Origin of the sequence: Novosphingobium sp. G106 (genome assembly GCF_019075875.1) — a bacterium.
Classification (GTDB): Bacteria; Pseudomonadota; Alphaproteobacteria; order Sphingomonadales; family Sphingomonadaceae; genus Novosphingobium.
Genome location: NZ_JAHOOZ010000001.1, coordinates 1,329,478 through 1,342,518, shown reverse-complemented (window position 1 = coordinate 1,342,518; position 13,041 = coordinate 1,329,478). Strand labels below are relative to the sequence as shown.

The following is a 13,041-nucleotide window of genomic DNA, read 5'->3' as shown; positions in this document are numbered from 1 at the left end:
GGCCCTTTCCTGACGAACCAAGCGGACTTAGAATTCGACGGTGAAATCGGCGCCGAAGGTCCGTGCCGGCTGGTAGTTCGCATTGACTTCGGAACTGCCGAAAATCAGCACGGACAGTGGATTCTTGTTGTCGGTCAGGTTGCGCGCCCAGACGGCAACCTGGCCCTTCACTCCGCCGACATCGATGTCGCGCAAGGCAACGCGGCCATTCAATATCCAGGTGGCCGGCGTGTATGCATAGGGGGCGAGCGCCGGAAGCCGAGTGGCGATGTCGGTATACGGCGAGTTCCGGTATTTGCCGGTATAGACGGCGTCGAGGCGGAACAGCATCGTCGCATCGCCGAACAGCGGCGGGGTGACGTATTGCCCGTTAATGCCGCCAGTGTACTTGGGTAGCGAGCTGGGCGCCACGGGGAAGCCCTGCGCAAGGAAGGGGCTCGGGCTTTTCCACTTGGTGTCGGTATAGCTGAACGACCCGCCGAAGGTCAGGCCTTCGACCGGCACGACGACCGCCTCTGCCTCGATGCCTTTCGCATTGATCGTGCCGTTGTCGATCACGACCACGCCGTAGGGCGTGCACTGCGCCGCGACGCCGTTGACGCCACAGGCCGGGATCTTCACGTTCTGCCCGCTCTGCGCCGCCTGGCTGTGCTTGTAGGTCGCCTGCCACAGGGCAAGGTTGAGGCGCAGGCGCCGATTAAGCCATTCGGACTTGAGGCCGGCTTCCCACGACGCCACGGTCTCCGGTTCGAAGGACACTGCACCCGAAGAACCGCCCGACAGATAGGCCGTCGAGAACTTGCCATAGACGAGCACGTCCGGCTTGATCTTGTAGTTGGCGCCCACTGAGAAAGTCGGCTTGGTCTTCTTGAACGTGCGGATGGTCACCGACGATCCGGTGATCGAGTTCAGCGTGGGATCGTAGGTTCCGCCATTGGTGAACGAATTCCACTTGTCGTCGTGCGTCAGACGAGCGCCGGCCGTCAGGTCGAACTCGGGCGTGATGTGGACTTCGGCCTGTGCATAGCCTGCATAGGATTTGGTATCCTGGACCGTCTTTTGAATGTTGCCGCCCAGCGGAAGCACCGTGCCGATCGGCGCGAACAACAGGTTCGCCGGCGCGTTCGGAATGCCGGACGACAATTCATGCGATTGGAAGTAGATGCCGCCCACCGTCAGGGTCAGCAGCTCGGACTGGTAGTTGGCCTGAAGCTCGTTGCTGAACTGGTGGTACTTGCCATAGCTCTGGCCTTCGTAGCCCATGAAATAGCTACCGACCGGTTCCTGTCCACGCTGCGCGAAAGGTACGGCGGAATCGAATATCTGGGCATAGGAAGCGCCGCCGAGGAATGCCCGCGGCGCATTGTAGAAGTCTTTCGCCGCCTGCGTGTATTCCAGCCCGCTGAGGCCCATGATCGTCGAGAGGCCGACCGTCTCCGCCGTGCGATATGATGCGACGTTCTTGAACGACAGATGGTCGGTCGCTCGCCAATTCAGCGTCAGGTTGTGACCCGACGATTTTGCGAAGCCGGGCATGGTCCAGGCGTTGTTGACCGCTGACGGCCGCTGGTAGTCGGGGAAGAGCGGCACCGCGCCGAACCGTCCGCCGCCTGCCGGCTGCGCGGCGATGACCGCCGCGAACAGTCCGCCTACCAGGGTCGGATCGGCGGGATTGATTGCAATGGGCACGCGCGCTTCAGGCGTGTTGTTGGCATGCGAATAGTCGAACTTGTAGGTCAGCGAGAAATCGTCGTTGGGCGCCAGCTTTGCCGCCGCGAAGACGTTTTCTGCATTCTTGCTGCCCAGCCACTTGGGCGACTGCGACACGCCGAAGCCCGTCACCGATTTCTGGCGATCGAACGTGGTGCCCGCGCCGAGGTTGCGCGTGTCACCGCGCCGTTCGTCATGGACATAGGTGACGTAGGCGCTGAATATGCCCATCTGCGGCGTGTCGATAGTGGTCCGCGTGCGCAGCTGCGCATAGTTGCCGACCGTAACTTCCTGGCGGGCCCCGAATTCACCCTTCGGATCGCGGGTGACGATGCTCACCGCACCCGCCGTCGCGTTGCGTCCGAACAGCGTGCCTTGCGGGCCGCGCAACACCTCGATGCGTTCGAGATCGGGCAGGTCGAAGACCGCGCCACGCGCGCCGCCGATGTAGACGCCGTCGAGATAGCTCGAGATCTGGCGATCCTGCGCCGGCACCGAGGCCGAAGCGAAGACGCCGCGCATCGAGTACGACGGCGAACCGAGGCTGCCTGGGTTCTGGCGTGCGGTCAGGCCCGGCGCCAGGCCGTTGAGGTCCATCACGTTGACCACGCGGTTGACCTTCAGCGTTTCCGGATTGAGCGCGGTGACCGCGACCGGCACATCCTGAATGCTCTGCTCACGCTTCTGCGCGGTAACGACGATCTCTTCAATTCCGCCGCTGTTGTCGGCTGTCTGGGCATAGGCTTGAATCGGCAGGACGACGGCGGCGCCCAACACGGTGGAAAGCAGCAAGCGAGTGCGCGAACGAACTAGGCTATTCATGTGATACTCCCTGTTTTTAGTTCTTACATCGGGAGCCAGTTTCTTCGCCGCGGCAGAAGCTCTGCAGAAGCCAGCATCCTCATCCCTCGAATCGACGCAGAAGACCGTTCGCCGACACCATGTGCCGACGGGGTCAAGTGCGCCTGCGTGAATTGCAATTCGACTATGCCATTCCCGATTCGATTATACCAAGCGATTGCTCGATGCAATGCGTTCCCGGCGGTTCATTACAATATTTGTTTCACGGTCGTTGCATTTATATCACCCCGAGCGGTAGGGTCCGCGCCATTGATCGAAATGGAGAATTCAGTGAGCGGGAAACTGGACGGTCGTAAGATTCTCATCACCGGAGCCGCCAGCGGCATGGGGCGGGAGATCGCCCGGCTGTTCGCCGAGGAAGGTGCCGCACTCGCATTGCTCGACCGTAACGCTGGCGGTCTGGCAGAGGTCGCCGCCGCTCTGGGCGCAGCCGGTTATGGCTGCGATGTTGCCGATCGCGATCAGGTGAACCGGATCCTAGTCGAAGCGGCAGATAGGCTTGGTGGCATCGACGGCTTGGTCAATGCCGCTGGCATCCTCGACATCACGCATTTCGACGATCTCGATCCCAATAGCTGGGACCGCATGCTGGCGGTGAACCTGACCGGGCCGTTCAATGTCGCTAAGGCCGCGCTGCCGTTCCTGCGCCGCGCCGAGAAGGCGACGATCGTCAACATCGCCTCGGTCAGCGCGCTGATGCCGATGGCGGGAACCGCGGGCTATTCGGCGAGCAAGGCGGGTCTCGCCATGTTCACCAAGGCGATCGCTTTCGACCTCGGCCCGACTATCCGCGCCAATACGATCTGCCCCGGCGTGATCAAGACCGAAATGACGCGCTACCTCTGGGAGAACCCCGAGCACAGCCAGCGCGCCACCGATCGCGTCGCGCTCAAGCGGCTCGGCGAACCGGGCGACGTCGCGCGCGCGGCGCTGTTCTTCTCGACCGAGGATTCGGGCTTCACCACGGGCACCGAACTGCCAGTCGACGGTGGCTTTTCCTGGCGGTGACTTAGCCCGCCAGGGTCTCGGCGATCTCGCGGGCCTGGATGCGCAGCACGTCCTTCTTGACCTTGCCCGAAGGGACGCGCGGCAGTTCGTCCACCAGCACGACGTGTTCGGGGAATTTCTGCCGGGCAAGGCCGGCATCGTCGAGGAAGCGGCGGATCTCGGGCAGGTCGATCGTCTGGCCCTTCCGCGGGATGATGAAGGCACAACCCTTCTCGCCCGTGGCGGCGCTGGGCATGGCCACGATCGCCACGTCTGCCACGGCCGGGTGTCCCAGCAACAGGTCCTCGACTTCCTTCGGGCTGATGTTCTCGCCGGAGCGGATGATGATGTCCTTCTTGCGTCCGGTGATGACGATGTAATCGTCGTGCACGATTCGGCCGAGGTCGCCCATGCGGAAGAAGCCGTCGTCGAGGAACGCGCCTTCGTTGTCCTCGGGATGCAGGTAGCCCACGCAGAGACCGGGGCTGCGCGCCAGAATCTCGCCCTCCTCTCCATTGGGTAGCGGTTCGTCGGTCGTGGCATCGTGGATACGCATCTCGACCGGGAAGACGATCTCGCCGTCGGTCTCGGCGCCGAGCTGCGCCTGCGCCGCACTGCGAATGCCGAGCGTCGCGGTCAGGCATTCGGTCGAGCCGTAGCAGCGGAAGAACAGGCAGCCGGGGAAGGTGTCGCTGGCCTTGCGGATCAGGTCGGGCGAGACGGTGGTGCCGCCGCAGAAGAACAGACGCAGGGTGGCGAGGCTTTCCGGCCGCTCGCCGGCAACGTCGAGGAGCTGCTGCAGGAAAGGCGTGGCCCCGCCGCTTACCGTGCAGCCATTGCGTTCGATGCATTCGATGCCGTCGTTCGCTGCCCAGACGTCGATCAGTACGCTGGAGTTGCCGAACTCCCAGGGCATGTCGAAAGCCCAGAGTGCGCCGGTGATGTGAGTGACGGGCGAGGGCATGAACACCACGTCGTCGGGACCGATGCCCCAGGCCTCGCCCATGGCACGGGCGCGGTGGCCATAGCTGTAATGGGTGTGCAGCACGCCCTTGGGCTTGCCCGTCGTGCCCGATGTGTACATCACGATCATGATCGCCGCGGGATCGACCGCGGGCAGCGCAGCCTCATCGACTGGATCGCCCGACAGCGCATCTTCCCAGGTCAGCGCGCCGTCCTCGCGGACGACGACCACGTCCTTGAGCGCCGGCAGCGAAGGCCGCAGGGCTTCGACGGCGCCCCTGTGGTCGTATTTGCGGAAGGTGCCGGGCACGAAGATCATCTTCGCACTGCAGTCGGCGAGGATATAGGCGAGCTCGGATTCGCGGTAGATCGGCGGGATCGGGTTGATAATCAGCCCGCACATCCGCGCGGCGAGGGCGATCACCGCTGTCTCCACCCAGTTGGGAATCTGGAACGAGATGACGTCGCCCGGCTTCAGGTCGCGCTCGAGAAAGAAGCCGGCGAGACGCAGCGACTGGTCCCAGGCCTGGGCGCGGGTCATCCGGCGGTCGCCCTCGATCAGCAGGACATGGTCGGGCTCCTCGGCAACAGCACGCCGGGCGACGTCGACCAGCGTTTCATCCTGCCAGAAGCCGGCCTCAAGATAGTGCCGTGCAACCTCGCCGGACCAGCGCGTCTTGAGGCCGCCGGGATCGGTCTTCATCGTCCAGCTCATGATGCTTCTCGCTGATAGTCGGCAAGGGGGATGGAGCGCCCTTCCGCCGAAGCCGTTTCGATCGCGTCGAGCAGCCGCGTGAGACGCACTGCGACCTCGAAATCGGGCACGGTGCGCGTGCCGTTCAGGATATCGCCAGCGAAATCGGCATGAAGCTGGCCGACATTGATGGCGGCGCCTTCGAGGCCGACCAGCGACGAAACTGGCTGCGGCTCCGAGGCGGGCGATGTTACGACGGTCAGATCGCCGCACTGATAGCCGCCCGGATGATGCCCGCGGATTTCGAGCGTTCCCTCGGTGCCGCGTAGCTCGAAGCGCAGCGGGGTGTTCTCGCCCGCGGTGATCTCGACGCTCGATACGCAGCCGCCGACATGCCGGCCGTGGATCAGCATGTGATCGGCGCAGGTCCGTTCGACGATCTCGCCGGTGCCGGCAATCTCGACGCGACCGCGCAAGATCGAATTGCGCGCGCTCACTTCTTCGTAAGCGCCGACCACGGCCTCTACCATCGCCACCGTGTGCCCACCGGCGATCGTCGCCAGCGTCGCTCCGTTGCGACGATCCTGGAGGTAGGCGTAGTGCGGCGGCGCAATCGCGCCCCATCCCGCGGTCGAGGAGACCACGCGCAAGGTCAGCGGCCGTCCGATCGCGCCCTCGCGCACCAGTTTGGATGCGTGGCGCACGGCGACGGCGTTGCCACCCTGCAAGCCGATCGCGACGTGGGTGCCGGCCCGGCGCGCTGCGGCCGCCAGTTCCTCGGTCTCGGCGAGATCGACCGCCAGCGGCCACTCGCAATAGACATGCTTGCCCGCTTCCAGTGCCGCGAGAACGATGGCGCGATGCTCGGGCACCTTGACCGTGACCGCAACCACGTCGACCTCGGGGTCACGCGCCATTTCCAACGAATCCGCATAGGCCTTGGCCGCACCGAAGGCCTCCGCGGCACCGTCGGCGATCTCCTGCGTCCTGGCCGAGACGGCATGGATCGCCAGCCCCGGCAGCGCGCTCAGCGCCGGGAAGTGGGCATCGCGCGCCCAACCCCGCTCGGCATTGGCCCCGGCAAAGCCCATCCGGAGTGGAGCGTCGCTCATCAGCGCGATCTCGGCAGGCCGAGCACCCGGTCGGCAGTGATCTCGCGCTGGATCTCGTTGGTGCCGCCAGAGATCGAGAAGACCCAGGACCACAGGTAGTCGTAGGTCCAGGGATGCGCCGTCCGGTCGCCGTCGAACTCGAGGAAGGACCAGCCCAGGATCTCGCCGACGACCTCGCTCAGCGCCTTGTGCGTGCCCGTGACCATCAGCTTCATCATCGAGCCTTTGGGCCCGGGTATGCCCGTGCGGTCCGTCTCGGCGATGTCGGCAAGCGTCATCGCGCGGATGGCGATGCAGTCCGCCTTGATTGCCGCCAGGCGCTGGGCGATGCCGTCGTCCTCGATGGCGAGGCGACCGTCCTCGAGCCGGGTCTTGCTCGCTAGGTCGATCGCACGGTTGACCCGCTCGTAAAGCTCGAGCTGATCGCCGATGAAGCCAAGACCGCGCTCGAAGTTCAGCGTCGCGAGTGCAGTCGACCAGCCCTGGCCGATTTCGCCGACGACATTGGCGATGGGCACGCGCACCTCGTCATAGAACACGGCGCTGACGTGTTCGTCCTGCAGCATTGTCCGCACGGGCTTGATGTCGATGCCGGGGCTCTTCATGTCACAGATGACCCAGGTCAGCCCCTTGTGGCGCTCGGAGGTGGGGTCGGTGCGGATCAGCAGTTCCTGGTAGTCGGCATACTGCGCGTCGGTGGTCCACATCTTGGCGCCGGTGACGATGATGTGATCGCCATCGACCACGCCGCGGGTCCTGACCGCCGCCAGATCGGATCCGGCGTTGGGCTCAGAGAAGCCCTGGCACCAGAGCGCCTCGCCAGAGAGGATGCGGGGCAGGTGGAACGCCTTCTGCGCACCGGTACCGCGCGCGATCACGGTCGGGCCGGCGTGCATCATCGCGACATAGGTCGTGTTGATGTGGTGCGGGGCATGCGCGCGCGCCAGTTCCTCGTACCAGATAACCTGGCGCAGGCCCGACAAACCGAGCCCGCCGTATTCCTTCGGCCAGGCAACGCCGGCCCAGCCATGATCGTGAAGCTTGCGCTGCCAGTCGCGGTCGAACCGCGCGGCGGCGAAGCCCTCGGCCGGACGGCTGTGCTGCGGCACGTTGGCCTTGAGCCAGGCGCGCGCGCTGGCCCGGAATTCGCGGTCGGCTTCGGAGTACTGGAGGTCCATTTCAGTCCTCCAGACGCGCGTCGAGCAGTCTGCGTAGCAGCATGCGCTTGGACCCGAACAGGCGCGAGAGCAGCAGCGCATGCTTCAGCAGCAGGTGGGCGCCGTGCTCGTCGGTCACGCCGATGCCGCCGTGGAGCTGGATGTTCGCGTCGGTATTGGCGAGCGCGGCGGTGTTGGCCATGTGCTTGGCGACGTCGAGGTGGACGGCGGCGTCGCCGCGCGCTTCCTTGACCGCCGCCGCCGCATACCAGAGCTGCGAGCGGGCCGCCTCGACTCGCACGGCCATGTCGGCGCAGGGATGGCGCACGGCCTGCCACGATCCGATCTTGCGGCCGAAGGTCTCGCGGATCTTGGCATAGTCGACGATCAGGTCGAGTGCGGCTTCGGCAATGCCGACTAGCATGGCAGCCGCGCCGAGCTGACCGAGCTGCCATATTCCGCCGGCCTCACGCTGCTCAAACGGATGGGGGACATTCCCTACGATATGCAGCGAATTAGCCGGATCGAGCGCTGGCCGCGCCTCCGCATCGATCCCACCGAGCGAAAAGAGCCGAGCGCCTTCCGGCGTCACGGCGAGCCCGAGCTCGCTGTCCGCCGATCCGATGAGCCTATGTGCATCACCATCGGCGACGAGCAGGGCGACGCCGCGTCCTCCCGCAATGATCTGCGCGCGCAGGCTGTCATCGGTCGCAGTATTCGCTGCGAGGCATTGCGCCAGCACGTCGACTGGGCCGCACTGTCGGCCCACTTCGCGAAAGAACAGCGCATGCTCGACGGCCGAGAGACCGCTGCCGCCAAGTGCCTCGGGCACGGCGAGGGCGAACCAGCCCATCTCGCCAAACAGCTCGCGAAGCGGCGCATCCATGTTGGCGGAATCGGGCTTGTGAAGACGGTCGATCGGCATGGCATCGGCCACGAAAGCGGCCGCTGCACTGGCTATTTCGACCTCGTCTCCGTCAGGCGCGAGATACATGCCACGCCCCCTCTCGCCGCCAGCCCCGATGCATTATCATCGTAAGAATGATCCGCCACTCATGCATTAATTCCCGGCTCCTCCTACGCCCGCGCGGAATAATTGCAACAGACGAAGTTTATTTTCCTTTGCCGCATCGGCCCGGCGATGAAGCGGCAGAAGCGTCAGCCCGCGAAGGGCACCTCGGGAACGCCGCGTTCGCCCGGTTCGAATGCGTAGATCGGCCCATTGGGTGCGGTCGGAGTCATGACCGGCGGAATGGCGAGCTGCGTGCTGGTGACGAACAGCGTGCCGAGATCGGGTCCGCCGAACGCGGGCTTGGTCGGATTGGCGAAAGGCAGCGACACGATCCGGTCGAGCGTGCCGTCGGAGCGATAGCGCCGCAGCGCTCCCGCGGCGACATTGGCCAGCCAGTAGCCGCCCTCGGCATCGACCGTCGCACCGTCGGCAAAGCCCTCGCCAGGGCCTAGCGTGACGAACGGCCGGCGATTGGCGAGTGCGCCGGTAGCCGGATCGAGATCGAACTGTTCGACCAGCGTGGTCGGCGATGTCACGCCGTACATCTTCGTGCCGTCGGGGCTGAAGGCGAGACCGTTGGCGACCGTGACTTTGGTCGCGACGATGGTCAGCCGGTCGCCGTCGAGCCGGCAGTAGGCCGCGTCCGCCGCGGAACGATGGGCCGGATAGCGCGTGTCATAGCCGCCGATCCAGAATCGCCCCTGCCGGTCGCAGTGACATTCGTGCAGATTAACATGGGCAGGGAAGGGCGAGGGCGCGCGCAAGGCCAGGTCACCGCTTGCCGAGTCGAAGTCATAGACGCCGTCCGCCAGCGCCACGAGCAGGCCGCCGCTTGCCTTGGGCACGAAGCCGCCGATGCGTTTGGGCATCGGCCAGACCCGATGCGCGCCGCCCTCGGGGTGCCAGCGGTGCAGTTCGGCCGGATGCTCGCAATTGACCCACCACAAGGCCTGCTCGTCTGCCGACCAGATCGGGGTCTCGCCCAGATGGTTGCCGGCGTCGAAGGCGACCCGAACTTCGCTCATCATGCGGTCTCCAGCAGCTTGCCGATAAAGTCGCCCGCGCGGCGCAGGCCGGCATCTTCACCTTCGGCCTGCAGGCGGGGACCGATGATTTCCAGATCGAACCAGCCCGTGAAACCGGCGCGGGCGATGGCCGGGATCAGCCGGTCGAGCGGCGCGGCGCCGTCGCCCGGTACGGCCCGGCAGGGCAGGCCGCGATCGCCATAGACATAGTCGCTGACCTGGACGAGCGCAGTCAGCGGCGCCGCATCGGCGATCGCTGTGTCGATGTCAGCGTCGAACCAGCAGGCGAAGAGGTCGATCATCACACTGATCCCGGCCTTGCGTGCGAGTGTGGCAGCGTCGGTCAGCCGGTGCGCGATCGAGACGTCCGAATAGAGATGCGAGGTCGGCTCGATGCCGAGCCGGATACCGGCGGCGCGCGCGGCTTCGGCGCAGGGCGCCATGGCTTCGGCAAAGGCCTCCGCGGCCTGCGGCCAGGTCAGCGCACCGCGACCTCCGGTGGTCATGATGATCGACGCTGCGCCGAGCTTGCCGGCGATGGCGATGCTGCGCAGCAATCGTTCGCGAGCAGCTTCGGTGTCGGCCGGCGTGGCATAGCCGAAAGCGCGATGGGTCAGAGTTGCCACCGCCAACCCGGCGTCGCGGATTGCCCGCCCGCTTTCGCTCACGCCGAATGCCGTGATCTGATCGAGGTCTGGGCTGATCCCGCGCGCGCCGATCCGCGCCACACGCTCGGCCAGATCGCCGAGCGGCGCAGGCGGTAGGCACAGCGTGTTGATCGAGATCGACGGATGCATCGCGTCAGGCTGCCAGCGGTGTCGACTGGAAGGCGATCAGGCGCCAGTCTCCACCGGTCTTGCCCCAGACGGTGATGACGCGGTTGTTGAGCCGCTTGTCGACACCCTCGACGCGGACGTCGGTGGTCATCCGCCCCGTCAGCAGCGCGGTGGCCGGCGCCAGTGCGGTCACCTTCTCCTCGGACCAGGCGATGCCGACATAGTGGATGCGCCCCGCCGCCATCTTGGTGAGGAAGGCCGCCTTGTCGTCGACCGCGCCGGTGGCGTGGCTGAAGTGCAGGCGCGGGTCGAGCACGGCTTCGAGCGCGGCGCCGTCGTTCGCCAGCATCGCGTCGCAGCGGCGCCTCTCCGCGGCCAGAACTGCAGTCGTCGGATCGTCATTCACCGGCTCGGCTCCTCTGCCGCCATCGCATCGCTCATGGCGAATCGTCCTCGGCCGAGGTATCGGGATTATAAGATTGCATAAAGCCTATTCTATTTTACCTAGTAGCGAACTGTGGCAGTGACGGACCGGGCAATGAGCGATGGTGGAGAAGTGATCGACCGCTTGTTCGGCGCGCTGGCAAACGGCGAGGTGGATGCTGCCGTTGCCTGCTTCGCCGACGGAGCCAAGGTCTGGCATTGCTTCGATTGCATCGCCCACGACAAGCCGGCCATGCGCGAACAGTGGCTGGCGCTCGTCGACAACTTTCCTGAGCGCGACTTCGTCAACGCCCGGAGGCAGCCGATCCCGGGCGGTTTCGTCCAGCAGCACGTGATGACCGCCACCACGGCGACGGGCGCGCGCAAGGCGTGGCCGACCTGCATCGTCGTGCGCGTGGAGAACGGGCTGATCGTGCGGCTCGACGAGTACATTGACCGGGCAGGGGCTTTCGATCCCGGCCCGGACGGCCTGGCGACTACGCCGGGACTCTAACTGACGAAAGGGAAGCGATGGCAAGGTTCGACGGCAAGGTCGCGATCGTCACGGGTGGAGCGCGGGGGATCGGCGGGGCTATCGTCCAGCGGCTCGTATCCGAAGGCGCGAAGGTCATGATCGCCGATCTCAATCCATCGGCAGAGACCGGCGAAAACGTCGCCTTCGTCAAGACCGACGCGACCGTGACGGAGGATGTCCAGGCCGCGGTCAAGGCGACGCTCGATCGCTGGGGAAAGCTCGACATCCTCGTCAACAACGCCGGCATCGGCGCGCTGGTCGAGACCCCCGACATGGAGGAGGATGTCTGGGACCGCGTCTTCGCGATCAACACCCGCGCGATCTTCCTGTTCTGCAAGGCGGCGATCCCGGCGATCCGCGAGGCTGGCGGCGGCACCATCGTCAACATCGCCTCGATCTCCGGCCTCGGCGGCGACTTCGCGATGGGCGCCTACAACGCGTCGAAAGGCGCGGTGATCAATTACACGCGCTCGCTGGCGCTCGACCATGCGCGTGATGGCATCCGGGTGAATGCGCTCTGCCCCGGCCTGATTGCCACTGACCTCGCGGTAGGCGCCGTGACCGACCCGGTCGACGCCGCCTTCTGGTTCGAACGCATCCCGCTCGGCCGTGCCGGCCGGGCCGAGGAAATGGCCGCCGTCGCGGCTTTCCTGGCCTCCGACGATGCCTCCTACATGACCGGATCGATCGTCACCGCCGACGGCGGCATCACCGCGCATACCGGGCAGCCGAATGCCCCGGACCGTATCCGCCAGCGCAAGCTGCGAACCCAGTAAGGAGAAACCCATGCGGCGTTGGCTCAAGCGGCCCGAAGGCTCGAACTGGGGAGATTTCGGCGAGGACGACCAGATCGGCCGGATGAACCTGGTGACACCAGCGCGTCGCCTCGCTGCCGTCCAGAGCGTCACCGAGGGTCTCGCCTTCCAGCTCGGCCTGCCGCTCGACCATCCGAAGAAGCAGGTCTTCGCCGGCCGCCACCCGCCCGTGCTTGCGCCGACGATCAGCGCCGATGGCCGGACGATGTACGACTGGTCGCCGCTGGGGGGGCCTGATCGACGTGGTCAACGACGACCAGGTCCTGCTCGGCCTGCAATATTCGACGCAGTGGGACGGGCTCAGCCACTACGGCACCTGCTTCGATGCCGACGGCGACGGGGTTGCCGAGCGGCTGTTCTACAACGGCTACCGCATGGACAGGCATTTCGTCCTGCCGTCCGAAGGTCAGGCGCCCGCTGCCCTGGCGCTCGGGATCGAAAACCTCGCCGAAAGCTGCGTCCAGGGCAGGGGCGTACTCGTCGACCTGCGCATGTCGGGCGAAGGTCCGCTCGCGGCGGTCGGTTACGATGGGCTGATGCGCGCGATGGACACGCAGGGCGCCGAGGCGGGCGAAGGCGACTTCCTCTGCATCTACACCGGCTATGCCGACCTCCTGCTGCGCGACGGCGCCGCGGTTTCCGACGCCGAACTCGCCGCCTGCCCGGGCCTCGACGGCAAGGACCGCGCGCTGCTCGACTGGATCGACCGGTCGGGCATCGCCGCGATCTGCGCGGACAATTCGATGGTCGAGAAGGTCGACGGCCTGACCCGCTGCGCCGGCACGGCGATGATGCCGCTGCACGAATTCTGCCTGGTTCGTCTGGGCATCCATCTCGGCGAGTTCTGGTGGTTCGGCGGCCTGGCGCCGGCGCTGGCGGAGCGAGGCCGGGCCCACTTCCTGCTGACCGCGCCGCCGCTCAATCTGCCGGGCGCGGTGGGCTCGCCGGTCACGCCGATCGGCACGATCTGA

At 65.9% G+C, this 13,041-nt stretch carries 12 protein-coding genes; 4 read left to right on the top strand and 8 right to left on the bottom strand.

The features are described 5' to 3' along the window. Window positions 1-27: 27 nt before the first annotated feature. A complete protein-coding gene (locus KRR38_RS06370; RefSeq protein ID WP_217399707.1) occupies window positions 28-2,532 on the bottom strand; it encodes a TonB-dependent receptor in 2,505 nt (834 codons plus the stop codon). Window positions 2,533-2,841: 309 nt separating this feature from the next. Between KRR38_RS06370 and KRR38_RS06365 the strand changes: the two genes are divergently transcribed. Next, window positions 2,842-3,579: an SDR family NAD(P)-dependent oxidoreductase gene (locus KRR38_RS06365; RefSeq protein ID WP_217399705.1), complete on the top strand. Its 738-nt coding sequence runs from the start codon at window positions 2,842-2,844 to the stop codon at window positions 3,577-3,579. 1 nt (window position 3,580) lies between these two features. Here the strand turns inward: KRR38_RS06365 and KRR38_RS06360 are convergent, their stop codons facing one another. The 7 genes from KRR38_RS06360 to KRR38_RS06330 all read right to left on the bottom strand — a co-directional run bounded on the left by KRR38_RS06360 (window position 3,581) and on the right by KRR38_RS06330 (window position 10,703). Continuing rightward, on the bottom strand, window positions 3,581-5,236 hold the full coding sequence (locus KRR38_RS06360) for an AMP-binding protein (protein ID WP_217399703.1): 1,656 nt from the start codon (window positions 5,234-5,236) through the stop codon (window positions 3,581-3,583). Beyond that, window positions 5,233-6,327, bottom strand: a complete 1,095-nt coding sequence (locus KRR38_RS06355; protein ID WP_217399701.1) for a Gfo/Idh/MocA family protein — start codon at window positions 6,325-6,327, stop codon at window positions 5,233-5,235. Before KRR38_RS06355 ends, KRR38_RS06360 begins: the two co-directional genes overlap by 4 nt. Further along, window positions 6,327-7,505, bottom strand: coding sequence for an acyl-CoA dehydrogenase family protein (locus tag KRR38_RS06350; protein WP_217399699.1), 1,179 nt, complete (start codon window positions 7,503-7,505; stop codon window positions 6,327-6,329). Before KRR38_RS06350 ends, KRR38_RS06355 begins: the two co-directional genes overlap by 1 nt. 1 nt (window position 7,506) lies before the next feature. Next, entirely contained in the window at window positions 7,507-8,478 is a 972-nt protein-coding gene (locus tag KRR38_RS06345; protein ID WP_217399697.1) for an acyl-CoA dehydrogenase family protein, read from the bottom strand. A gap of 164 nt (window positions 8,479-8,642) precedes the next feature. After that, window positions 8,643-9,521, bottom strand: coding sequence for an SMP-30/gluconolactonase/LRE family protein (locus KRR38_RS06340; protein WP_217399695.1), 879 nt, complete (start codon window positions 9,519-9,521; stop codon window positions 8,643-8,645). Beyond that, complete coding sequence (locus KRR38_RS06335; protein WP_217399693.1) at window positions 9,521-10,318, bottom strand: sugar phosphate isomerase/epimerase; 798 nt, start codon at window positions 10,316-10,318, stop codon at window positions 9,521-9,523. The genes KRR38_RS06340 and KRR38_RS06335 overlap by 1 nt, the downstream gene beginning before the upstream one ends. A 4-nt stretch (window positions 10,319-10,322) precedes the next feature. Next, on the bottom strand, window positions 10,323-10,703 hold the full coding sequence (locus tag KRR38_RS06330; protein ID WP_217399691.1) for a nuclear transport factor 2 family protein: 381 nt from the start codon (window positions 10,701-10,703) through the stop codon (window positions 10,323-10,325). Between the two features lie 132 nt (window positions 10,704-10,835). Between KRR38_RS06330 and KRR38_RS06325 the strand changes: the two genes are divergently transcribed. The 3 genes from KRR38_RS06325 (at window position 10,836) to KRR38_RS06315 (ending at window position 13,041) form a co-directional block, all read left to right on the top strand. Continuing rightward, complete coding sequence (locus KRR38_RS06325; protein WP_217399689.1) at window positions 10,836-11,234, top strand: nuclear transport factor 2 family protein; 399 nt, start codon at window positions 10,836-10,838, stop codon at window positions 11,232-11,234. Window positions 11,235-11,251: 17 nt separating this feature from the next. Further along, window positions 11,252-12,031 carry an SDR family NAD(P)-dependent oxidoreductase gene (locus tag KRR38_RS06320; protein ID WP_217399687.1) on the top strand — a complete coding sequence of 260 codons (780 nt, stop codon included), beginning with the start codon at window positions 11,252-11,254 and terminating at the stop codon, window positions 12,029-12,031. A gap of 233 nt (window positions 12,032-12,264) precedes the next feature. Next, the gene (locus KRR38_RS06315) at window positions 12,265-13,041 is read left to right on the top strand and encodes a cyclase family protein (RefSeq protein WP_217399685.1); all 777 of its coding nucleotides are present in this window, start codon (window positions 12,265-12,267) and stop codon (window positions 13,039-13,041) included.